Below are 22,083 nucleotides of genomic sequence, written 5' to 3'. Positions count from 1 at the left end.
TCACTGTTAATCATTATCCTAAAACGGTAATGCCTTGAGACTCAAGCATTGAGACTAGCTTAATTAATGGTAGCCCAACCAAACTATTAGGGTCATCACCTTCTAAACGTTCAAAAAGTGCAATGCCCAGGCCCTCACACATAAAGCTGCCTGCGCACTGTAGTGGCTGTTCTTTTGCCACGTAAGCCGTCACCATCTCGCTAGATAAAGAGCGAAAATGAACCGTGAAGGGTTCTACGGTGACCATGCATTGACCAGAGACTGAGTTGTAAACCGCAAGCCCAGTATAAAAAGTGATGGCTTTTCCACTTTGTCTGAGTAACTGCTTAATGGCTTGTTCTTGAGTATGAGGTTTGCCAATAATCTCACCGTCAATCACGCAAACTTGATCAGAACCGATGACTAAACTGGGTTGGTTTGGATGGCAAGATCTTGCTTTCGTTTCCGCTAAACGAGTCACCAGATCTTGTGCGGGCTCACCAGGCAACGGAGTTTCGTCGCAATTAGGCGAGCAGGTAACAAAAGGTAAATCCAGCTTTTTAAGTAATTGCTGCCGAAACGGCGAAGTAGATGCTAAAACTAGTTGGTAATTTTGCATTTTGATTTAGAATTGCTGCGAATTTTACCGCAGCATATATCAATCAGACATGCTGTACATAATTCTCTCAGTGGAAAGGGGAAAAAACGAACTTTTTTGCCTTTTTCTTTGACTAAAACCGATTTGGAAGATAATATTCGCGCCCTATGCAAAAGGTAAAAATACCGCGATCGATTGATCCGGCTAAAGCAGCTCAAAAACGACTTGATTGTGATGGTATCATCCAACTCAGTCTTTTTAAGCGTTTAGAAGAATCAGTCGCAGGCGTTAAACGCGACGCACAAGTCTCATTGTCATTTGGGCTTGATGAACAGCGACTAGTTGTTATCTCTGGTAAAGCTAACATCTCTGTCGATTTAGAGTGTCAACGCTGTAACAAGGTTTTCGCACATGAGTGCGAAGTCCAATTCAAGTATACTCCTTACTTGGGGAGTAAAACGGATGAAGACGCACCGGAAGAGTACGATTTGGTAGATCCGAATGAGTACGGTGAGATCGACCTTGTACAATTAGTTGAAGACGAGTTCATCATTAATCTGCCACAAGTAGCAATGCACGATAGAGCGGAATGTAGCGTTAATTCAGACAATTTAGTATTTGGTGAACTTCCAGAAGAACTAGCGGAAGAAAAGCCGAATCCATTTGATGTTTTAAAAAACTTAAAACGATAATTCGTTATAGGTTAAGACAAAGGAGTAGGGTCAATGGCCGTACAAAAGAGCAAAAAATCACGCGCACGTCGTGGCATGCGTCGTTCACATGATGCGCTAACTACATCTGCACTATCTGTAGATGCGACTTCAGGTGAAACTCACCTACGTCACAACATGACTGCTGACGGTTATTACCGTGGCAAAAAGGTTATCAGCAAGTAAGGTTGACCTTTGCAATATTTAACCGTTGCACTTGATGCAATGGGCGGGGATTTCGGTCCTCGCGTAACAGTGCCTGCCGCCGTGCAGGCACTGTCGCATTTCCCAGAGCTCAAAGTGATCCTCGTTGGTGATCAAGTTTTGATCACACATCAATTATCTCAATTAGGTTATGAACTTAATACTCGCTTGAGTATTTTGCACAGTGACCGCGTTATTTCTAACTCCGAAAAACCTTCTCTGGCCTTACGCAATAGTGCTGGAAGTTCAATGGGCATCGTAATTGACCTAGTTTCTGATGGCCGTGCTGATGCTTGTGTCAGTGGTGGTAATACAGGTGCGCTCATGGCGTTATCTCGTTTTCGTCTGAAATTGCTGCCCGGCATTGATCGTCCTGCATTAGTTTCAGCGTTGCCGACGGCTTCAGGTCAACGCACTTGGATGCTGGATTTGGGTGCGAACGTATCAAGTGATGCCGATTCTCTGTTTCAATTTGCTGTCATGGGGAGTGCGCTGGCCGAACAGCATTTAGGCCGCTCTGCAAAAGTTGCCATCCTTAATATTGGTGCGGAAGAGATTAAAGGGAATGATTTAGTGAAGCGTTGCGCTGAAATGCTGAATCAAACTCAGGCCGTCAACTATATCGGCTATATCGAAGGTAATCAGTTGTTGGATGATGTCGCTGATGTGATTGTTTGCGATGGTTTCGTCGGCAATGTTTGCCTGAAAGCATGTGAAGGCACAGCACAACTCTTTATTGATAAGTTAAAAAGCCAACTTTTGGGCTCATCCATAAAGGGTTGGATTGCACGAAAACTGTTTTCTTCATTATTTACTGAACTAAAAACATTGAACCCCGACCAGTATAACGGCGCAAGTTTGTTAGGATTGCGCGGCATTGTCATAAAAAGTCATGGAAGTGCTGATGTACTCGCCGTCGTGAATGCGATTTCCGAAGCGGTACACGAGGTCAAACGACAAGTCCCCAGCCGTATAAGCGATCGTTTGGAAGCGGTTTTACTCGAGAGGCATTATTAGTCTTCATGTATAGCAAAATTTTAGGTACTGGCAGCTACTTGCCATCTCAGGTGCGTACCAACGCAGATTTAGAGAAAATGGTAGAGACAAGCGATGAGTGGATTATTGCCCGTACGGGTATTCGTGAGCGCCGCATTTGCGCGGAGAATGAAACCGTTGCGGATATGGCTTTCTATGCAGCGCAAAATGCCATTCAAATGGCCGGCATTGATAAAAACGATATTGATCTGATTATTGTTGCAACAACCAGCAGTAGCCATGCATTTCCTTCGGCGGCATGTCAGGTGCAAGGTAAGCTTGGCATCAAAGGATGTCCCGCTTTTGATTTAGCGGCTGCCTGTTCGGGTTTTGTCTATGGATTATCGATTGCAGATCAACACATCAAATCGGGTATGTGTAAAAACATTCTTGTCATTGGTGCTGATGCCTTGTCTAAAACCTGCGATCCAACAGACCGCTCGACAATCATTTTATTTGGTGATGGCGCAGGCGCTGTCATTATTGGTGCAAGTGAAGAGCCAGGAATTTTGTCGACTCATATCTATTCTGATGGTGAGTTTGGCGAGCTCTTGAGTTTACCTGTTCCAGAGCGTGGTGGTGATGCTGATAAATGGCTTTATATGGCGGGTAATGAAGTCTTTAAAGTGGCAGTGACGCAACTCTCTAAGCTTGTTAAAGATACGCTTGCTGCCAATAACATGCACAAATCAGAATTAGATTGGTTAGTGCCTCATCAAGCTAACTATCGCATTATTTCCGCGACCGCGAAAAAACTATCGATGTCACTTGACCAAGTCGTAATAACGCTTGATCGCCATGGTAATACGTCTGCTGCTACCGTCCCAACTGCGCTCGATGAAGCCGTGCGAGATGGTCGAATTCAACGTGGTCAAACGTTATTGCTTGAAGCCTTCGGTGGTGGTTTTACTTGGGGCTCGGCACTCGTTAAGTTTTAAGCGGATAGATTTTTATTTTAAGGGGTTGGTTCAACCTCTTGTTTTTACTTAAGGAAACAAACAATGAGCAAGTTTGCTATCGTATTTCCAGGTCAAGGCTCGCAATCAGTTGGTATGCTTGCAGAACTTGGTCAGCAGTATGATGTCATTCAACAGACATTTGCCGAAGCTTCTGAAGTGCTGGGTTATGATTTATGGGCATTGGTACAAAATGGCCCAGTAGAAGATCTTAACCAAACCTCTCGTACTCAACCGGCAGTACTCGCTTCTTCTGTTGCCCTTTGGCGGCTATGGCAAAACCTAGGTTTAGATCAGCCAGCCTTGCTTGCTGGCCATAGCTTGGGTGAGTATTCCGCACTGGTGTGTGCTGGTGTAGTTGACTTTAAGCAAGCCATCAAATTAGTAGAGCTGCGCGGTCAGTTAATGCAAGAAGCCGTTCCGGCAGGCGTAGGTGCGATGTCGGCTATTATCGGTCTTGATGATGAGCTGATAGCAAAAGCGTGTGAAGAAGCTGCTCAAGGTGAAGTGGTTTCACCAGTTAACTTTAACTCGCCAGGCCAAGTTGTCATCGCAGGCAATAAAGATGCAGTTGAACGTGCGGGTCAGTTATGTAAAGAGGCCGGAGCAAAGCGCGCGCTGCCATTGCCAGTTTCTGTTCCTTCTCACTGTGCTTTAATGAAGCCAGCAGCAGACAAGTTAGCGGTTGCATTACAATCGATTGAATTTAATGCACCACAAATTCCGGTTATCAACAATGTGGATGTAATAGCAGAAATTGATCCGGCCAAAATTAAAGATGCGTTAGTTCGTCAACTATACAGCCCTGTTCGTTGGACGGAATGTGTACAGTTGATGAGTGAGCAAGGCATAGAAAAGCTGCTTGAAGTTGGCCCAGGCAAAGTTTTGACAGGCCTGACTAAGCGCATTATTAAATCGCTTGAATCAGCAGCAGTGAATGACATTGCTTCACTTGATGCCGTTAAGTAATCAAAGGAAAGAATAGATGATGAACCTAGAAGGCAAAATTGCTCTCGTGACTGGCGCAAGCCGTGGTATTGGCCGAGCGATCGCTGAATTATTAGTTGAACGCGGTGCAACAGTGATCGGCACGGCGACTAGCGAAAGCGGTGCAGCGGCAATCAGTGAATATCTTGGTAATAATGGTAGAGGCCTAGCGCTGAACGTGACGGATGTGGAATCTATCGCAGCGACGCTGAAAATCATCAATGACGAGTTTGGCGTGATCGATATTCTGGTGAATAACGCCGGGATTACTCGTGATAATCTATTAATGCGCATGAAAGATGATGAATGGTCAGATATTATTGATACCAACTTAACGTCTATCTTCCGCTTATCGAAAGCGGTGCTACGTGGCATGATGAAAAAGCGCAATGGTCGCATCATCAATGTGGGCTCTGTTGTCGGGACTATGGGTAACGCTGGTCAAACCAACTACGCAGCGGCAAAAGCGGGCGTAATTGGCTTTACTAAGTCTATGGCTCGCGAAGTTGCATCTCGTGGTGTGACGGTTAACACAGTTGCGCCAGGTTTTATCGAAACAGATATGACAAAAGCGCTGAATGATGACCAACGTACTGCTACACTAGCCCAAGTGCCAGCTGGCCGCTTAGGCGATCCACGCGAAATTGCGTCGGCAGTGGTATTTTTAGCTTCTCCAGAGGCTGCCTACATTACGGGTGAAACTTTGCACGTAAATGGCGGGATGTACATGGTATAAGTTGGTTTTTGAACGTTATTGATGAAATAAAGGCTTTGCTATTGTCAACAACGTGTAAAACTTGCTAACTATATGCGCAACATTTGTGCATGATTTAAGTCAAAAATGGTCTTAATTTCGGTTAAAATCGGTAAAATTGTGGTTTGACCAGCAATGACCCACTTGCAACTTTCCCTAGTTAGAATAAACTACGGAACCATCGCATTAGGCGAAATCTGTAAAGGAAAAGAAAACATGAGCAACATCGAAGAACGCGTAAAGAAAATCATTGTTGAACAGCTAGGTGTAGACGAAGCAGAAGTAAAGAATGAAGCTTCTTTCGTAGAAGATCTAGGTGCTGATTCTCTAGATACAGTTGAGCTAGTAATGGCTCTAGAAGAAGAATTCGATACTGAAATTCCAGATGAAGAAGCTGAGAAGATCACTACTGTTCAAGCTGCAATCGACTACGTAAACAGCGCTCAGTAATATCTCTCCCCAGGCGGCCCTCTGGCCGCCTGAGTTTTTCTAACTCTTCTATACCTCTCATAGAACTTTTCAACTCCGGAGAATATGATCGTGTCCAAGCGTCGTGTCGTTGTCACTGGCATGGGTATGTTGTCACCGGTAGGCAACACTGTAGAATCTTCTTGGAAAGCCCTGCTAGCTGGTCAAAGCGGTATCGTTAATATCGAACATTTTGATACCACCAATTTTTCAACTCGTTTTGCAGGTCTAGTCAAAGACTTTAACTGCGAAGAGTATATGTCTAAAAAAGATGCCCGTAAGATGGATCTCTTTATCCAGTACGGTATTGCGGCGGGTATCCAAGCACTTAATGATTCTGGTATCACAGTAACTCCAGAAAGTGCCCCAAGAATCGGTGTTGCTATCGGCTCTGGTATTGGTGGTCTTGACTTGATTGAAACTGGCCATCATGCCTTGGTAGAAAAAGGCCCACGTAAAGTGAGCCCGTTCTTTGTACCCTCAACGATTGTCAACATGGTTTCAGGCAACTTGTCTATCATGCGTGGTCTTCGTGGTCCAAATATCGCTATTTCTACCGCATGCACAACAGGTTTACATAACATTGGCCATGCGGCACGTATGATTGCATACGGTGATGCCGATGCGATGGTGGCGGGTGGTGCAGAAAAAGCATCGACACCACTTGGCATGGCGGGTTTTGGCGCAGCAAAAGCATTGTCTACGCGTAATGATGAACCGCAAAAAGCGTCTCGTCCTTGGGACAAGGGCCGTGATGGCTTTGTTCTAGGCGATGGTGCGGGCGTTATGGTTCTTGAAGAATATGAACATGCTAAAGCACGCGGTGCGAAGATTTACGCTGAGTTAGTTGGCTTTGGTATGTCTGGTGATGCTTATCACATGACTTCACCAAGCGAAGACGGTTCAGGTGGTGCGTTAGCGATGGAAGCCGCGATGCGTGATGCGGGCGTAACAGGTACTCAAATCGGTTACGTCAACGCGCATGGTACTTCGACTCCAGCTGGTGATGTTGCGGAAATTAAAGGTGTTAAGCGCGCTTTAGGTGAAGAAGGTTCGAAACAAGTTCTTGTCTCTTCTACTAAATCGATGACTGGTCATTTGCTAGGCGCGGCTGGTTCTGTAGAAGCCATTATCACCGTTATGTCATTAGTTGACCAAATTGTTCCACCAACCATTAACCTTGATGATCCAGAAGAAGGTTTAGGCATTGATCTTGTTCCACACACTGCCCGCAAAGTGGAAGGTATGGAATATGCAATCTGTAACTCTTTTGGTTTTGGTGGTACAAACGGCTCGTTGATTTTCAAAAAAATCTAATGATTGTGGTTGTGACACTTGAGTTTGAACGGCTTGATGCTTAGCATTGAGCCGTTTCTTTTTGTGGGGTAAGCACGATGTTTTGGGTAAATGGACAACCTAGTGACACTCTATCTCTTACTGATCGCTCTTTTCAGTATGGGGATGGTTGCTTCACAACGATTCTCGTTTGCGATGGTGAGCTTCAATATTGGGATATGCACGTTGAACGCATGGAATCTTGTTTGCGGTGTTTAGCTATTCCCGTCCCTGATTGGCGGCAAGTTGAACATTGGCTCTCAACGATCGTTCCTAGTACCGCAAAATCCGGTGTGAAAATTCATATTAGCCGCGGACAAGGTGGTCGGGGTTATAGCCCTGCTAACGTTGGCGATTCTCAAGTCACTGTCAGTACCTTTGAGTATCCAGCCCATTATGGTCAGTGGATAGCCGATGGTATCGAGCTTGGTGTTTGCCAACAGCGGATGGGACTCTCGCCATTATTGGCGGGTCACAAACATAACAATCGACTAGAACAAGTTTTATTGAAGTCAGAGATGGATGCAAAAGGGTACGCTGACGGCATCGCGCTAGACATCAATGAGCATGTCATAGAAACTACGGTTGCAAATATTTTTTGGGTGTCAGGGGATAGGTTATGTACGCCAAGCTTAGACAATGCAGGCGTAGCTGGGGTTATTCGTCGTGTATTATTGGCGGCGGCTACCGATCTCAAGGTTGAGGTGAGAGCATTCTCATTAGAAGAGTTATTGTCGGCAGATGAAGTGTTTATTACTAACTCCTTATTAGGCGTTGCGCCTGTCACGGCAATTGCAAATACGATTTTCCCTATTGGTAAAATAACACGCTATTTTCAGGAGCGTTTTAACTCGTGATTAATCGAATTCTCGTTGTATTACTACTGATCATTATCGCCGTTGGAGCTGGATATTTCTACATTGAGCGACAGGTAGATGCTTATTTAGAACAGCCTCTATCGCTTCCTTCATCGCAAGTCGTGACCATAAAATCTGGTACAAGCCTTAATGGCGTATTAACGCTATTGAATGAGAAAAAATGGATAACGGATTTTTCGATGTACAAGTTAGTGCGACGTCTGCATCCTGAAATAACCAAAATTAAGGCGGGAACTTACCAAGTACAACCCGGAGATCGATTGATCGATCTCTTAAGTGACGTGATATCCGGTAAAGAGCATCAGTTCTCTATTACCTTTGTCGAAGGGAGCCGCTTTAATGAGTGGCGAGCTCTGCTTGCACAAACCGAAGGCGTGACAAACACGATAGCTGATTTGGCAGAAGCCGACATTGCCCAAAAATTAGGCATTGAGCAGCAAAAGCTTGAAGGATTGTTTCTAGCGGAGACTTATCATTTCCCTTTTGGAACGACCGATCTTGAGATCCTAAAAAGGGCCAATAGACGTCTTGAGAAAATACTCGATCAACATTGGGCCAATCGCCAGCCAAATCTGCCAATTAAAACGCCTTATGAAGCGTTGATTTTGGCGTCAATTATTGAAAAGGAAACGGCTATTGCTTCAGAGCGAGGGCGCATTGCCTCCGTTTTTGTCAATCGACTCAATAAACGGATGCGGCTGCAGACAGATCCTACGGTCATTTACGGGCTTGGCGATGCCTACGATGGCAATCTTCGTAAAAAAGACTTAAGAACACCGACGCCATTTAATACTTATACTATTTTTGGTTTACCTCCTACGCCTATTGCGATGGCGGGGGAAGCCTCAATCAAAGCGGCATTAAACCCAGAGCAGAGTAATTATTTGTATTTTGTTGCCAGTGGCTCTGGTGGACACGTTTTTTCTAAAACATTGAATGAACATAATCGCGCTGTTCGCGCTTATTTAAAACAGTTAAGAACCCAGTCATGAATGCTAAATTTATTGTTGTAGAAGGTTTAGAAGGCGCAGGAAAAAGCACTGCTATTCAATCCATTAGAGAAACACTTATTGAGTTCGGCGTGACAAATATCACTCATACTCGTGAGCCGGGCGGGACTGTTTTAGCAGAAAAAATGCGCGCTTTAGTCAAAGAAGAGCATGACGGTGAAGTGCTTCAGGATATGACTGAGCTGCTATTAATGTACGCCGCTCGTGTTCAATTGGTTGAAAATGTGATTAAGCCTGCACTTGCGGCTGGTTCGTGGGTGGTTGGTGATCGCCATGATATGTCCTCTCAAGCCTACCAAGGTGGTGGGAGGCAAATTCCGCTAGAAACGATGCAAAACCTTAAAAAGGTAACGCTAGGTGATTTTAAGCCAGATTTTACTCTCTATTTGGACCTAGATCCGAGCATCGGTTTAGAAAGAGCCAGAGGTCGAGGTGAGCTTGATCGTATCGAAAAAATGGATATTGGTTTTTTTGAGCGCACGCGTGAACGTTACCTTGCCCTAGCTAAGGAAGATAAAAGCGTGGCTGTGATTAATGCTGAACAAACAATAGAAGCGGTGGCATTCTCTATCAAAGCAGCGTTAACCCAGTTTCTAGAAACCAATATGCTAGAGAGAAACTAGGGCTAAACATTGAGTAACAAATTAATGATAAATGATCTGTATCCTTGGTTAGAAGGCTATTGGCTTCAGTGGCAAACCAGCCTCAATAACCAGCAGTTCCCTGCGGCAAGCTTACTCATTTCTCCCTCAGGACTGGGCGCTGAACGGCTCATTGAGAAGTTGAGTGCAGCAGTGATGTGTTCGCACAGCCATTCAGAAGCGTGTGGGTTTTGTCATAGCTGCGAATTGATGAAGTCTGGTAGTCACCCTGATTTTCATCTGATCTCGCCTGAAAAAGAGGGGAAGGCGATTACCGTTGATCAAATTAGGCAATACAATAAGTTAGCTCAAGAATCGGCGCAGCTTTCTGGTGCTCGCTTTATCGTTATTAATCCCGCCGATTCCATGAATGAATCAGCAGCGAATGCACTGCTCAAAACGTTAGAAGCTCCGGGGCGCAATTGTTTTTTCTTACTTGTCGCCTCTCGTATCAACCCATTACTCCCAACCATTATCAGTCGCTGTCAAAAAACGGTGCTGACACCACCGAGCAGTGAACAAGTCTCGCATTGGTTAAGTGAACAGACATCGCAACCTGTCCCTCCTTATGCGGCGCATTTAAATGGTTATTCACCACTAAATACGTTGGCGTTTATTCAATCGGGAGAGTTAGCAAAATATCAGGCTTTTGAGCAAAATATTGCTCATTGCTTAACCGATGCCAGTGCCGATATTTCCGCTTGTGTGAAGCAGATTAATGAGGCGCCTACCCAATATTTGGCTTGGTTGTGGACCATGTTGACCGATACGCAAAAGGTACAATTTGGCGTGGTTGAACAGCAGCAGCTTCCTATTAGCCTTCGATTAGCAAAACAGATCTGCTACCCAGTACTTTATCGCCAAACCAAGGCATTAACTCGTTTGATGGAAGAACTAAAGACGTTTAGTGGGCTCAATAGCGAGCTACTGATCAGCGATTGGCTATTTAACTTTAATGATGAGAAAACATGTTTGTAGATTCGCACTGCCACTTAGATAAACTTGATTACGATACGCTCCATATCGATGTTGCTGATGTAGTAGAAAAAGCTCGTCAAGCCAATGTTAAGCAATTGCTTTCTGTTGGCGTAACGCTGGATTCTTTTGAACCAATGTTAGAGCTTATTCAGCCCTTTGATAATGTTCATGCTTCTTGTGGTGTTCATCCACTTGACGTTGAAAGTCATTTTGAATTGACCCGCTTCCGTCAATACGCGAGTCATCCCAAAGTGGTGGCGATTGGCGAAACGGGGCTAGATTATCACTATCAACCGGAAACGGCTGAGTTACAGAAGTTACGGTTTTCACAGCACATTGAAACCGCCGTTGCCCTTAACAAACCTTTGATTATTCATACACGAAATGCCCGGGCTGATACTCTTGAAATGCTCCGTGATGGTGGGGCAGAAAGGTGCGGTGGTGTTATCCATTGTTTTACTGAAGATCTTGCCTTTGCACAAGCCGCTATGGAGCTTGGCTTTTATATTTCTATCTCAGGAATTGTCACGTTTAGACAAGCGACAGAATTGAAAGAAGTTGTGAAGGCGCTGCCCTTGGAACGCTTGCTGATTGAAACTGATTCCCCTTATCTTGCGCCGGTTCCACACCGTGGTCAGCAAAATCAGCCAGCCTACGTTGTTGAGGTTGCTGCTTATATTGCACAGCTAAAAAGTCTGTCATTAAAAGTAATTGAAGAAAAAACGACCGAAAATTACCAAAATCTTTTTTTGCGACGGAAAGTTGAATTGTCGTGAGAAATGCGTGTAAGACGGCGTTTTTTATCAAATTAGCGTGATAATTAACAACTTATTACCTTGCTTACTTAATCTGTTGAAAAAATAAGCTTGAAAGTTAAAATTGTAATTTTGTTACTAAAAATAACAAGTGCGCTAATTTTATTCACTCTGTGAAATTAATGGTATTGTTAACAATATCATTATAAAACATAAAGTTATATTAATTGACTGGCAGGGTTTACACCCTCCCGCATTGTGATCGGTCTATTGTTTTGAAACAAAATTTCGTTACTAACTAGAAAGTTTGAGTGGCATCAAGATATATTTAGAGGCGAAAAATATAATGCGATATGTGGTTACATTTTCATTGGGTGCTAACATTTAGGCTACGGGGGTGTGCCGTTAGAACCCAAACAATTCTAATAACTTAATCAGGAGCATAAACATGTTTAAAAACCTTTTTGCAAACCTGCAGAAAGTTGGTAAGGCTCTGATGCTTCCAGTATCAGTTTTACCAGTTGCGGGTATTTTGCTTGGTGTGGGTGCAGCGAACTTTAGCTGGCTACCAGAAGTTGTTTCACATTTAATGGAACAAGCTGGTGGTTCGGTTTTTGGTCAAATGGCACTACTCTTTGCAGTAGGTGTAGCATTAGGCTTCACGAATAACGATGGTGTTTCAGGCCTGTCAGCAATTGTTGGCTATGGCATCATGGTTGCGACGCTAAAAGTAATGGCAGTCGTAATGGGTGTTGATAACATCGAGACAGGCGTTCTTGGTGGTATCCTTGCTGGTGGTGTTGCTGCTTGGGCATTCAATCGTTTTTACAAAATTCAACTTCCTGAATATCTTGGCTTCTTCGCGGGTAAACGTGCAGTACCAATCATTACGGGTTTCCTTGCGATTGCTCTAGGTATTGTTTTATCTATCATTTGGCCTCCTGTAGGTTCAGCTATCGCAACATTCTCTGATTGGGCTGCTAACCAAAATCCAGTAACCGCATTTGGTATCTACGGTGTTGTTGAGCGTTCATTGATTCCATTTGGTCTTCACCACATCTGGAACGTGCCTTTCTTCTATGAAGCAGGTACATGTACCAACAATGCAGGTACTACCGTTCACGGTATCATGACTTGTTTCTTGACTGCTGATGATGCGTCTCGCGCTGCAGGTAACGGTTTCGGTCAACTAGCGGGTGGCTACCTATTCAAAATGTTCGGTCTTCCAGCTGCAGCAATTGCAATTGCACACAGTGCTAAACCAGAAAACCGTGCCAAAGTAATGGGTATCATGGCATCAGCTGCATTGACTTCATTCCTAACGGGTATCACAGAACCTATTGAGTTCTCGTTCCTATTCATCGCTCCAGTACTTTATGTTGTTCATGCTTTGCTAGCTGGTCTTGCTTATGTATTGACTAACGCTCTAGGTGTTGTTCACGGTCACACGTTCTCGAACGGTTTCATTGACTTTGTTGTTCAATCTCCTCGTGCTGAAAACATGTTGCTATTGGTTGGTCTAGGTATTGCTTATGCAGTTCTATACTATGTCGTGTTTACTTTCGTTATCCGTACGATGAACCTGAAAACTCCAGGTCGTGAAGATGAATCTGAAGAAGCTTCTTCTGCTACAGGCAGTGAGTTAGCTGGTGAACTTGTTGCGGCCTTTGGTGGTAAAGAAAACATCACTAACCTAGATGCATGTATTACTCGTCTACGTGTTTCTGTTGCTAAAACAGAAGCAGTAAACCAAGAGAAATTGAAACAGCTTGGTGCTGCGGGTGTTGTTGTTGTATCGGGTGGCGTTCAAGCTATCTTTGGTACTAAGTCTGACAACCTTAAAACTGAAATGGATGAGTGGATCCGTAATCACGGTTAATTCATATCTTTTCATTCCCCTATAAAAAAGGAGGCGAAAGCCTAATGCCGATCAGTTAAGAGATAAATGATCAGTTGAACGATCCTGCAGATGGCTTATAAAGGCTCTAAGTTTCTAAAACTTTGAGCCTTTTATTTTGCAATTAACTACAGCCCTAACACTCGCCAATCGTTATGCCCCCAATACTGAACAGCTTGGAAAACTCAGTGACATTCTTTGCCATGATTTCATCAACCAATGCTTAGAAGCTTCCGGTGTGGCGACTATTCGTAAACGTCGTATCCCTCTCGACATGGCCGTTTGGGCGGTCGTTGCTATGTCGCTTTACCGACAAGAGCCTTTGTGGTCAATTGTCTCCAAAGCACAATTAATGTTGCCCGGGAAACGAAGTCTGGTTGCCCCGAGTGCTATCGTTCAAGCAAGACAACGGCTCGGGGCTGATGCCATGAAAGAAGTATTCCATCAAAGCCAGAGCTTATGGAATGAAACCGCTGACCATCCGACTTGGTGTGGATTAAAACTCCTCGCTGTCGATGGCGTGGTATGGCGAACGCCAGACACCAAGGAAAACCGCGATGCATTTCAATCTGCGTCAAATCAGAATGGTGAAGGTAGCTTTCCTCAGGTGCGTATGGTTTGCCAGATGGAGTTGACCAGTCACATGCTGGTCGCCAGTGCTTTCGCGAGTTACAAAACCAATGAGATGATATTGGCGGAACAGTTGATTGAAACAACACCAGACTACAGCCTCACCATGTTCGACAGAGGTTTTTACTCTCTTAGTCTTCTTCATCGCTGGGCAAATACAGGGACTGAAAGGCATTGGCTAATGCCAATGCGCAAGAATACTCAATTTACTGAAGTCAGAAAGCTGGGTCGCAATGATCGGATTGTCGAACTCAAGACAACGCCTCAAGCGAGAAAGAAGTCTCCGTCACTACCTGAAGCCATCGAAGTCCGCCTGATAAAGAAAACTATCAAAGGGAAAGAAGTGAGTATCTTGACCTCGATGACTGATCATCGTCGTTATCCGCCAGTGGAAATAGCAGAGCTTTACAGTCATAGATGGGAAATCGAAGTGGGATATCGGGAAATGAAGTCTTCACTTCTGAACAACGAGTTCACACTGAGAAGTAAGAAGCCAGAGATGGTAAAACAAGAACTATGGGGTTTATTGCTTAGCTATAACATTATTAGATATCAGATGGTTAACATGGCTAAAGCAGTGCCTGGCATCTACCCCAACCAACTGAGCTTCACAACGTGTGCTCACTCTATCATTCACGTAATTTTGGGGTTCTGGTTGGAGTCAGCGGGAACAATCCCTAAGCGCATTACACACTTGCAAGAGGAGGCGATACACCATGTCTTGCCCATTAAACGAGAAGAGCGGATATATCCGAGAGCAATAAAACCAAAGGCAAAGAAATACCCCAACAAAAAGAAAGCCAGTCAGCTTAACTGACTGGCATTAGGCGAAAGCCTCCTTTTCTTTTGCCGCTAACTCGTTCATCAGCCATCCCCTATTTTTATAAGTTGATCATTGCCATCTCATTTATTAGTTGAGTTGTCCGCTTGCGGCGATAAGACGGATCTCACGCTTGGCTTGTTGACTTAACTCTCTTTATCTCAAACGATAATCAAGTAAGGGCTATTTCGCTCTATTCCTTTGTTCACATCACTTGTTTAATTTTGCTGTGGTTTGGGTGGCATGAATAGGTTTGGCTTCAAGAGGCAGGTGTAGCGGTTGTCGACAGGCATAAAAAAAGCCGATGATGACATCGGCTTTTAGAATCAACAGGATTATTGTTTGTTCATGGCTTTTTTAATGCAGATGGCGGCGCCACCCCACGTAATGCCCAAACCAATAATCATCATAATAATTGCACTTGTCGTCATTAGTTGCACTCCTTGCGGCTTGTTGCATTGATTGTTACGCCTATAGCGAATAGTAACCCGATCATGACCCATCCTAGGGTGAGGTCATAACCACCGTAACCCTCTGTGAATAGAGCGTTCAGTTTTGTGGCGACAATAATGGCCAAAATCACAGGTGAGATAAAGCGCAGACAAATATCAAACCACACGCCAATATTGAAATCGGAAATGCTGTTCACGTATTTGCGTACGTCAGAAATCTTAAATAGCCATGCCATGAGCGTAAGTTCCACTAGACAGCTCGCCATAATGCCCACGTTGTTTGCGAAGTGGTCGACAAGGTCGAGTAGCAACAGGCCACCGTTGGTCGCAAAGGCCATTGAAACCAAAAACCCTACGCTGATAACTACATTAGCGGCCTTTTTACGGCTCCATTTTAGCTTATCGATGACGGCTGAGGTGACGGCTTCAATGATTGATATGTGTGAGCTTAGGCCTGCAACAACAAGTGCAAAGAAGAAGATTGGCCCAAGAATATAGGGCGCTGGCAATAGGTTGATAGCTGCTGGTAACGTAACGAATGCAAGCCCAACGCCCGCAGACACGACTTCTGTCAACGGTTTGCCTTGTTCATGAGCCATGTAGCCAAGAACAGAGAAAATCATAATCCCCGCCAGAATTGAGAAACCACAGTTGATCAATACTGTCATGAAGGCGTTATTCGTTATGTCTGATTTCTCAGGAAGGTAGCTGGAATACGCCAGCATGATGGCAAAACCAATACTTAGGGTGAAGAAAATCTGTCCATAAGCAGCAGCCCAAACCTTCACATCCCAGATCTTGTCAAAGTCAGGCTCAAACATGTAGTTCACACCATCTAATGCACCTGGTAGGAAAATCATGCGGCCAATCAAAAGCAGTACCATGATAAACAGTATTGGCATCATGATTTTTGAAGCGCGTTCGATTCCAGATTTCACTCCACCGACGATAGCAGCATAAGTAATGGCCCATGCAATCAGCATTGCAATGGCGATTTTCCATTGAATACTACCGAGATTTGTCGGTGAATTATCGCCTAGTGCTAAATAGTTGCTAAAGAAGAAAGCATTAGTATCGGTTCCCCAACTTTGTGTAAACGACATACCAAAGTAGGAAATAGCCCAGCCAATAACGGCCACATAATACACAGCAATAATAGCGGCAACCCCTACTTGGAACCAACCTAACCATTCAAATTTTGCGTGAATTTTAGCCAGTGTGGCTGGTGCTGAACCGCGATGCTTTTGACCCATACTGAACTCTAGGATCATAAACGGTATACCCGCTGTGATCATGGCGAAAAGGTAAGGGATGAAGAATGCACCACCCCCATTCTCATAAGCCATATAAGGGAAACGCCATATGTTTCCAAGACCGATAGCCGAACCTACGGCAGCCAGAATGAATCCTGCACGGGATCCCCATTGTTCTCGCTTCATTGTTTACTCCTTTACGACTTCCCTGAGGTATGAAGCTTCTCTTCGGCTGCGGAGCCAGTGTTGGAGTGATGAATACTATCGGTACACTAAATAGACCGTGAATATTTGCGCCATCATCCATGAACTGGCAAAAAGTTAGTGTTATATGTTGTCAGCTTTCCGAGAACTCAGAATATTGTTCTTAATAGTTCGATGTGTGTTTGCTGTATCTGAAATAATCAGCTACGCATGGGTTCGAGACTACAGACTAATCTAAGTTAAGGCAATAGATTGTAAATGTTATTCTCTGGTTTTTTGATGGTGTATTAGTTGTTAATTAATTGGGATTTAGGTGGAATGAACGTCATTTTTTAATAAGAATGGAATTTATAACTTCGTTGTCTAAAAAATATAAATGATAAAACTATTTTTTGTCGAAGAGTGTATGACTGAAAAACATACACTCACTAGTGAATCACACCACAATTTTATCTTGGTTTAAAAACGAACTGTTAGGCCGATATTAGCCGAAAATTGATTGATCCAATCAGATTTAAAACGAATCGCGCACGTTTCTGAAGAGGGCAGTGTGCAGGTTGCTGAAGTTTCGTTGTCAACAGAGGTACCTAACCAACGCACTTGGCTATTCAGCGCAATGTTATCGGTAAAGGCATACTCAAAACCCCCAAACAAGCTTGAAGAAAAACCATATTTATCTTTAGCCCAGTCAACATACGTATAAGAACCACCGATACCTAGGCCTATATAAGCGGTCAATTGTTGGCTTGTCGGATAATAAATGCTGCTTTGAAAGTGGAGATAATGGATGTTGGCATCCGCGTTAATGGTTTCAACAGAGGTGTTTTGAGTGGCATAAAACAGACCAATTCGGCCTTTTTCGTAATCAGTTTCTATAGCGAGGCCATAACCAGAGGAAGCTTTTAAATCATAGTCATTGCCAGCTTGATCCTCTACTTCTCCCCCAAGGGTATATCCAAAAAAGGGAGAAACGGTGACTTGTGCTTGTGTATAAGGAGCGGATAAAGTTCCTATGATAAGAATGATTTTATTACGTTGATGCATAATTATTAACCTAAGCCACTTTTTAACGATTAGGTTATTGTGATGGTAACTCCATAATTGTGCACGAAAAACCAACGATTCTTGAAGATACTTCACACTGATGTTATTACTTTGTTATCTGATAGGAGGTGGCTATGGAACTTGATCTAAAATATGCATTAGTGATTACTGCAACGGTCTTTACTATTCTCGTCGGTTTTGGTTTGATCGCTATCAGCCATTAATCAACGAGGGTTCTGCTGATGAACACTAGTGGAACTATCTCTGATAAAGAGACGAGAGCGGATTTAGATCGGCTCTCGAAGTACATTGGAGGAAAAAATGCATTGGTTGCCCAAGGTGGTGGCCAAAGAGGTATTTTTACCGCAGGTGTGTTAGATGCGTTGCTTCTTTCCAATTTTGACCCCTTTGATGAATTCTATGGCACCTCTGCAGGTGCATTGAATTTGTGCGCTTACCTATGCCGTCAGCATGGGTTAGGCAAGGCTTTTATTTTAGAACTCACCACGGATGCTAATTTTTTTAATCTATTTAGCTACGTTCGGCGTAAGCAGTTCATGAACTTGGATTGGGCTTTAGATCGCATATCGGAGTTTCCTTATCGGTTGGATGTCGATATGGGAGCCCAAGTCCTTGCGAAAAGAAAAGCTTATGCTGCTGTTACCTCAGCACACTCACTCCACGACCATTATTTCCCGATATTAGAAAGTAACTGGCGAGAGGTGTTGATTGCCACCTGTGCGATTCCCCGCTTATATCCGCATGAAGTCAAGCTGGGTGATGACCTATATATTGATGGTGGAGTATCGGCATCAATTCCAGTTCAGGAGGCATGGCGTAGAGGTGCCCGTTTTGTCGCGGTAATCCGCACTGAATGCCCTGATGTCGACGCGGTAGAGAGTGGGTTACCGATGAAGCCGTTGCCTTCTGCTAAGCCTTACAACGAGGCTCATTGGTTACATGAACCTTTGCAAAATATTCAAGGTCAGTGGCGACAAAAATTGTCTTACTGGAAGCAAGAGTGGAGTGGTCTTCTCCATCAACAAATAGAACGTTCTAAGCTACAAAAACGTGAGCAAATGAATTTGGAGCTACTCAATGGTGGACGCTGGTTATTTGGCGCTGATGATATTTATCGCTTGAGTCATTTAATTGGTGACAAGTTTGATTCGGGGTTAGCGGATATGTTAATGGTGCATTACCAAACTTATTCTCTTACTCAAGAATTTTTGCGTGCGCCGCCGGATGATGTTTACATCCTACAGATTGTGCCCAGCGAACCACTGAGGTCAAGATCTCTTTTAAGCAGTCAAGACGATCTGCTTTATGATTATGAGCTGGGACTGACGGCGGGTTATCGCTTTATCGACCAATTTAACCAAGCGCAGTCGGCATATCAGTCCCGTATTGCATCATCGGATTATTTTCCCCGCGACAATTAAATTAACGGGGAGCACGGGTTATTCAAGGACCGGCAGGATACGCATGCAGTTGGTTGACCCTTCGACATCCATAATGTCACCTTGAGTGATGATCACTAAGTCACCGAACTCTAACAGTTTTTTCTCCTTAAGCGTATTGAGAGCTGCAACGGCCACATCAAAACCAGTGTCTGCTTTGGTATCAAAATAGACGGGTGTGACTCCCCGGTATAGAGCGCAGCGGTTTAAACTTCGTTCATTGGGTGACATAGCAAAGATAGGCAGTACAGAATTTAAGCGTGAGGTCATAAGCGCTGTTCTTCCTGATTCGGTCAGAGTCACCATGGCTTTGATTCCTTCCATGTGATTGGCCGCATAGATAGTGGACATCGCGATGGTCTCTTCAGCAGTCACAAACGAAGTATCGATTCGGTAATTTTGTTGGCTAGCTTCGATCATTTTTTCCGCGCCGACACACACTTCGGCCATCGAACGAACCGTTTCTACTGGGTATTTACCAGCAGCAGTTTCACCTGAAAGCATCACCGCATCGGTTCCGTCAAGCACCGCATTGGCAACATCCATTACCTCCGCGCGGGTTGGCATTGGGTTCTCTATCATTGACTCCATCATTTGTGTTGCTGTGATCACTACTCTATTGAGTGCCTTAGCGCGGCGGATCAGCTTTTTCTGCACACCAACCAGCTCAGGATCACCAATTTCTACCCCCAAGTCACCACGAGCGACCATGATCACATCGGAGGCCATAATGATGTCATCAATATTGTGATCACTGGCCACGGTTTCTGCCCGTTCCACTTTCGCCACGAGCTTGGCCTCAAGGCCTGCATCACGAGCGAGGCGGCGCGCGTATTTCATATCTTCGCCATTGCGAGGAAATGAAATGGCCAGATATTCAACCTGTATTTCGGCGGCGAGTAGTATGTCTCGTTTGTCTTTTTCGGTCAGCGCTTCCGCCGATAAACCGCCACCCTTTTTATTGATGCCTTTGTTATTTGAAAGTGGACCACCGACGGTGACTATGGTGTGTATTTTAGCACCATCGACTGCTGTGACGAGTAGTTGTACTCGTCCGTCGTCCAATAGCAGCAAGTCATCCTGTTGCACATCTTGTGGTAGTTTTTTGTAGTCAATGCCAACCGAGTCTTGGTCACCTTGCCCTGGGGGGAGCTCTGCATCAAGAACAAATCGGTCACCTTCATTTAAGTAGACTTTTCCTTCTTTAAATGTGGAGACTCTAATTTTTGGTCCTTGTAAATCACCAAGTAAAGCGACATGGCGACCCAACTTAGCCGCGATAGCTCTTACTCGTTGTGCTCGCAGTTTATGGTCCTCGGAGCTACCATGTGAAAAATTCATGCGCACAACATTTGCGCCAGCTTTGATAATCGCCTCTAATATCTCGCCTTTGTCTGTTGATGGGCCTAAAGTAGTCACGATTTTTGTTCTTCTTAACACAGCGGTCATTGTGTTCTCCTGATGGGGCGGGAATCTAGATTGAGTATATGCAAGATCTGGCGAAAGAAAGGGGATAAGAGTGAAATTTATCGACAGGTGTCAGATGATTTTTGTCACAAAAAAAGAGGAGTTTCATATTTTTTGAATGTAAACAAATGGCAGTTTATTGGCTAAATACACGAAGATCTAGGTATATCCGTGATGCTTGTCACGGCAATATACTAAAGCGCTTCACAATTACTTCGCAAAGTAAAAAAATTGGCATGTTATTGATTTCTGGAGCTCCCAATGTATATGGCGCAACCAGGCCATATTGATCATATCAAACAGGTCAATGCTGGTCGTGTATATAAACTCATTGACCAAAAAGGTCCCATTTCTCGCATCGATTTATCGAAGGAGAGTGAGCTTGCTCCGGCAAGTATTACCAAAATTACTCGTGAGTTAATTGAAGCTCATTTAATCCATGAAACGACAGTACAAGAAGCGATCAGCCGTGGCCGCCCAGCCGTTGGTTTACAAACCAATAATGAGGGATGGCAATTTTTATCCATGCGTTTAGGGCGTGGTTACCTAATTATTGCCCTGCATGAGTTGGGTGGTGAAGTGTTGATCGACACCAAAATTGAGATCCATGAGCTAGACCAAGATGACGTGCTCGCTAGGTTGCTTTACGAAATTGAAGAGTTTTTTCAAACCTACTCGTCGCAATTGGATCGAGTGACTAGTATCGCAATTACCTTGCCCGGTTTAGTGAATTCAGAGCAAGGGATTGTGCTGCAGATGCCTCATTACAATGTGGAAAATCTGGCTCTTGGTCCTGAAATTTATAAGGCGACGGGCCTACCTGTATTTGTGGCGAATGATACCCGAGCTTGGGCACTGGCTGAAAAGTTGTTTGGCCATTCGCAAGGCAATGAAAATTCAGTTCTTATCTCTATTCACCACGGTTTAGGGGCCGGCATTATCCTTGATGGCAGGGTGCTGCAAGGTCGGCACGGGAATATCGGTGAGTTAGGTCATATCCAAATTGATCCGCACGGTAAACGTTGCCATTGTGGCAATATTGGCTGTTTGGAGACAGTCGCCAGTTCGCAAGCAATTCGTGAAGAAGTGGCGCTGCGTATTGCAAACGGTGAGGTTTCATCATTGACTGAGCACAGTGAAATCACTATTGAAGATATCTGTGAGGCCGCAGCAGAGGGTGACCCATTAGCGGTGGATGTGATAGAGAAACTAGGGCGTTATTTAGGGGCCGCAATCGCAATTGTGATCAACCTGTTTAACCCAGAAAAAATTCTTATCGGTGGTGTTATTAACCAAGCTAAGAACGTGTTATACCCTGCATTGCAAAAATGCATCGAAGAGCAGAGCTTACCTGTCTATCATCAAGATCTCGAATTAGTGGAATCACGTTTTTATAAACAGGCAACCATGCCCGGTGCGGCTTTGATTAAACAAGCTCTCTATGATGGACTTTTGCTGATGAAAGTTGTCGAAGGTTAATTTTTTCGCGGTTAGATCATTTATATTTTTTACAATTAACCCATATGGCTATACTGTTATGTGAGTTCACTATAATTTTCGGGATTTCG

The 22,083-nt window shown here is 44.2% G+C and carries 23 protein-coding genes; 18 read left to right on the top strand and 5 right to left on the bottom strand.

The annotated features are described in order from the left end of the window. Positions 1 to 13: 13 nt before the first annotated feature. Complete coding sequence (locus tag AACT42_RS07705; protein WP_094133160.1) at positions 14 to 598, bottom strand: Maf family protein; 585 nt, start codon at positions 596 to 598, stop codon at positions 14 to 16. A 146-nt stretch (positions 599 to 744) separates the two neighbouring features. Between AACT42_RS07705 and yceD the strand changes: the two genes are divergently transcribed. From yceD to AACT42_RS07630, 15 genes are all read left to right on the top strand, one after another. Continuing rightward, the gene (gene yceD, locus AACT42_RS07700) at positions 745 to 1,269 is read left to right on the top strand and encodes a 23S rRNA accumulation protein YceD (protein WP_010319120.1); all 525 of its coding nucleotides are present in this window, start codon (positions 745 to 747) and stop codon (positions 1,267 to 1,269) included. A gap of 33 nt (positions 1,270 to 1,302) precedes the next feature. Further along, the gene (rpmF, locus tag AACT42_RS07695; protein ID WP_010319119.1) at positions 1,303 to 1,473 is read left to right on the top strand and encodes a 50S ribosomal protein L32; all 171 of its coding nucleotides are present in this window, start codon (positions 1,303 to 1,305) and stop codon (positions 1,471 to 1,473) included. Positions 1,474 to 1,482: 9 nt separating this feature from the next. Continuing rightward, positions 1,483 to 2,508 carry a phosphate acyltransferase PlsX gene (gene plsX / locus AACT42_RS07690; protein WP_094133161.1) on the top strand — a complete coding sequence of 342 codons (1,026 nt, stop codon included), beginning with the start codon at positions 1,483 to 1,485 and terminating at the stop codon, positions 2,506 to 2,508. Between the two features lie 5 nt (positions 2,509 to 2,513). After that, a complete protein-coding gene (locus AACT42_RS07685; RefSeq protein WP_010319117.1) occupies positions 2,514 to 3,464 on the top strand; it encodes a beta-ketoacyl-ACP synthase III in 951 nt (316 codons plus the stop codon). Positions 3,465 to 3,527: 63 nt separating this feature from the next. Continuing rightward, complete coding sequence (gene fabD, locus AACT42_RS07680) at positions 3,528 to 4,451, top strand: ACP S-malonyltransferase (protein WP_094133162.1); 924 nt, start codon at positions 3,528 to 3,530, stop codon at positions 4,449 to 4,451. A 19-nt stretch (positions 4,452 to 4,470) separates the two neighbouring features. Beyond that, entirely contained in the window at positions 4,471 to 5,205 is a 735-nt protein-coding gene (gene fabG / locus AACT42_RS07675) for a 3-oxoacyl-ACP reductase FabG (RefSeq protein ID WP_161441975.1), read from the top strand. A gap of 234 nt (positions 5,206 to 5,439) precedes the next feature. Further along, on the top strand, positions 5,440 to 5,673 hold the full coding sequence (gene acpP, locus AACT42_RS07670) for an acyl carrier protein (protein ID WP_014204679.1): 234 nt from the start codon (positions 5,440 to 5,442) through the stop codon (positions 5,671 to 5,673). A gap of 90 nt (positions 5,674 to 5,763) precedes the next feature. Continuing rightward, positions 5,764 to 7,008 (top strand): beta-ketoacyl-ACP synthase II, encoded by a 1,245-nt coding sequence (fabF, locus tag AACT42_RS07665; protein ID WP_094133168.1) that lies wholly within the window; start codon positions 5,764 to 5,766, stop codon positions 7,006 to 7,008. A 77-nt stretch (positions 7,009 to 7,085) separates the two neighbouring features. Continuing rightward, positions 7,086 to 7,883, top strand: coding sequence for an aminodeoxychorismate lyase (gene pabC, locus AACT42_RS07660; protein ID WP_094133164.1), 798 nt, complete (start codon positions 7,086 to 7,088; stop codon positions 7,881 to 7,883). Beyond that, positions 7,880 to 8,896, top strand: a complete 1,017-nt coding sequence (gene mltG / locus AACT42_RS07655) for an endolytic transglycosylase MltG (protein WP_017049103.1) — start codon at positions 7,880 to 7,882, stop codon at positions 8,894 to 8,896. The genes pabC and mltG overlap by 4 nt, the downstream gene beginning before the upstream one ends. Continuing rightward, positions 8,893 to 9,537, top strand: a complete 645-nt coding sequence (tmk, locus tag AACT42_RS07650; RefSeq protein ID WP_013856410.1) for a dTMP kinase — start codon at positions 8,893 to 8,895, stop codon at positions 9,535 to 9,537. The genes mltG and tmk overlap by 4 nt, the downstream gene beginning before the upstream one ends. 9 nt (positions 9,538 to 9,546) lie before the next feature. Next, on the top strand, positions 9,547 to 10,533 hold the full coding sequence (gene holB / locus AACT42_RS07645) for a DNA polymerase III subunit delta' (protein ID WP_094133165.1): 987 nt from the start codon (positions 9,547 to 9,549) through the stop codon (positions 10,531 to 10,533). Further along, positions 10,524 to 11,309 (top strand): TatD family hydrolase, encoded by a 786-nt coding sequence (locus tag AACT42_RS07640; RefSeq protein ID WP_013856412.1) that lies wholly within the window; start codon positions 10,524 to 10,526, stop codon positions 11,307 to 11,309. The genes holB and AACT42_RS07640 overlap by 10 nt, the downstream gene beginning before the upstream one ends. A gap of 427 nt (positions 11,310 to 11,736) precedes the next feature. Further along, on the top strand, positions 11,737 to 13,167 hold the full coding sequence (gene ptsG / locus AACT42_RS07635) for a PTS glucose transporter subunit IIBC (protein WP_013856413.1): 1,431 nt from the start codon (positions 11,737 to 11,739) through the stop codon (positions 13,165 to 13,167). 136 nt (positions 13,168 to 13,303) lie between these two features. After that, positions 13,304 to 14,632: an IS4 family transposase gene (locus tag AACT42_RS07630; protein ID WP_094132147.1), complete on the top strand. Its 1,329-nt coding sequence runs from the start codon at positions 13,304 to 13,306 to the stop codon at positions 14,630 to 14,632. A 338-nt stretch (positions 14,633 to 14,970) separates the two neighbouring features. Here AACT42_RS07630 and AACT42_RS07625 read toward each other — a convergent pair whose 3' ends face one another. From AACT42_RS07625 to AACT42_RS07615, 3 genes are all read right to left on the bottom strand, one after another. Then, the gene (locus AACT42_RS07625) at positions 14,971 to 15,066 is read right to left on the bottom strand and encodes a MetS family NSS transporter small subunit (protein WP_010319106.1); all 96 of its coding nucleotides are present in this window, start codon (positions 15,064 to 15,066) and stop codon (positions 14,971 to 14,973) included. Continuing rightward, positions 15,066 to 16,526 (bottom strand): sodium-dependent transporter, encoded by a 1,461-nt coding sequence (locus AACT42_RS07620; protein ID WP_017045264.1) that lies wholly within the window; start codon positions 16,524 to 16,526, stop codon positions 15,066 to 15,068. Before AACT42_RS07620 ends, AACT42_RS07625 begins: the two co-directional genes overlap by 1 nt. Before the next feature lie 477 nt (positions 16,527 to 17,003). Next, complete coding sequence (locus AACT42_RS07615; RefSeq protein ID WP_176429082.1) at positions 17,004 to 17,588, bottom strand: outer membrane protein; 585 nt, start codon at positions 17,586 to 17,588, stop codon at positions 17,004 to 17,006. Positions 17,589 to 17,722: 134 nt separating this feature from the next. Between AACT42_RS07615 and cydH the strand changes: the two genes are divergently transcribed. Together cydH and AACT42_RS07605 are read left to right on the top strand one after the other, a co-directional pair. Further along, complete coding sequence (gene cydH, locus AACT42_RS07610) at positions 17,723 to 17,812, top strand: cytochrome bd-I oxidase subunit CydH (protein ID WP_094123948.1); 90 nt, start codon at positions 17,723 to 17,725, stop codon at positions 17,810 to 17,812. Positions 17,813 to 17,830: 18 nt separating this feature from the next. Then, positions 17,831 to 19,030 (top strand): patatin-like phospholipase family protein, encoded by a 1,200-nt coding sequence (locus AACT42_RS07605; protein WP_094131625.1) that lies wholly within the window; start codon positions 17,831 to 17,833, stop codon positions 19,028 to 19,030. A gap of 18 nt (positions 19,031 to 19,048) precedes the next feature. Here the strand turns inward: AACT42_RS07605 and pyk are convergent, their stop codons facing one another. After that, complete coding sequence (pyk, locus tag AACT42_RS07600) at positions 19,049 to 20,497, bottom strand: pyruvate kinase (protein ID WP_017045267.1); 1,449 nt, start codon at positions 20,495 to 20,497, stop codon at positions 19,049 to 19,051. A gap of 279 nt (positions 20,498 to 20,776) precedes the next feature. Here pyk and mlc point away from each other — a divergent pair, with 279 nt between their 5' ends. Then, a complete protein-coding gene (gene mlc / locus AACT42_RS07595) occupies positions 20,777 to 21,994 on the top strand; it encodes a sugar metabolism global transcriptional regulator Mlc (protein WP_013856420.1) in 1,218 nt (405 codons plus the stop codon). The last annotated feature ends 89 nt before the right edge of the window (positions 21,995 to 22,083 follow it).

It is taken from the genome of Vibrio sp. V15_P4S5T153 (assembly GCF_963874485.1).
In the GTDB taxonomy this organism is placed as follows: Bacteria; Pseudomonadota; Gammaproteobacteria; order Enterobacterales; family Vibrionaceae; genus Vibrio; species Vibrio anguillarum.
The sequence above is the reverse complement of the archived record's forward strand: the minus strand, read 5'-3'. Positions and strand labels throughout refer to the sequence as shown.

Excerpts from the sequence above, each read along its gene's own strand:
- fabG (WP_161441975.1), top strand. The coding sequence starts at position 4,471 with ATGAACCTAGAAGGCAAAATTGCTCTCGTGACTGGCGCAAGCCGTGGT.
- rpmF (WP_010319119.1), top strand. The coding sequence starts at position 1,303 with ATGGCCGTACAAAAGAGCAAAAAATCACGCGCACGTCGTGGCATGCGT.
- ptsG (WP_013856413.1), top strand. The coding sequence starts at position 11,737 with ATGTTTAAAAACCTTTTTGCAAACCTGCAGAAAGTTGGTAAGGCTCTG.
- AACT42_RS07705 (WP_094133160.1), bottom strand. The coding sequence starts at position 598 with ATGCAAAATTACCAACTAGTTTTAGCATCTACTTCGCCGTTTCGGCAG.
- AACT42_RS07640 (WP_013856412.1), top strand. The coding sequence starts at position 10,524 with ATGTTTGTAGATTCGCACTGCCACTTAGATAAACTTGATTACGATACG.
- AACT42_RS07625 (WP_010319106.1), bottom strand. The coding sequence starts at position 15,066 with ATGACGACAAGTGCAATTATTATGATGATTATTGGTTTGGGCATTACG.
- cydH (WP_094123948.1), top strand. The coding sequence starts at position 17,723 with ATGGAACTTGATCTAAAATATGCATTAGTGATTACTGCAACGGTCTTT.
- AACT42_RS07605 (WP_094131625.1), top strand. The coding sequence starts at position 17,831 with ATGAACACTAGTGGAACTATCTCTGATAAAGAGACGAGAGCGGATTTA.
- tmk (WP_013856410.1), top strand. The coding sequence starts at position 8,893 with ATGAATGCTAAATTTATTGTTGTAGAAGGTTTAGAAGGCGCAGGAAAA.
- acpP (WP_014204679.1), top strand. The coding sequence starts at position 5,440 with ATGAGCAACATCGAAGAACGCGTAAAGAAAATCATTGTTGAACAGCTA.
- AACT42_RS07615 (WP_176429082.1), bottom strand. The coding sequence starts at position 17,588 with ATGCATCAACGTAATAAAATCATTCTTATCATAGGAACTTTATCCGCT.
- fabD (WP_094133162.1), top strand. The coding sequence starts at position 3,528 with ATGAGCAAGTTTGCTATCGTATTTCCAGGTCAAGGCTCGCAATCAGTT.
- AACT42_RS07620 (WP_017045264.1), bottom strand. The coding sequence starts at position 16,526 with ATGAAGCGAGAACAATGGGGATCCCGTGCAGGATTCATTCTGGCTGCC.
- AACT42_RS07685 (WP_010319117.1), top strand. The coding sequence starts at position 2,514 with ATGTATAGCAAAATTTTAGGTACTGGCAGCTACTTGCCATCTCAGGTG.
- yceD (WP_010319120.1), top strand. The coding sequence starts at position 745 with ATGCAAAAGGTAAAAATACCGCGATCGATTGATCCGGCTAAAGCAGCT.
- pabC (WP_094133164.1), top strand. The coding sequence starts at position 7,086 with ATGTTTTGGGTAAATGGACAACCTAGTGACACTCTATCTCTTACTGAT.
- pyk (WP_017045267.1), bottom strand. The coding sequence starts at position 20,497 with ATGACCGCTGTGTTAAGAAGAACAAAAATCGTGACTACTTTAGGCCCA.
- mlc (WP_013856420.1), top strand. The coding sequence starts at position 20,777 with ATGTATATGGCGCAACCAGGCCATATTGATCATATCAAACAGGTCAAT.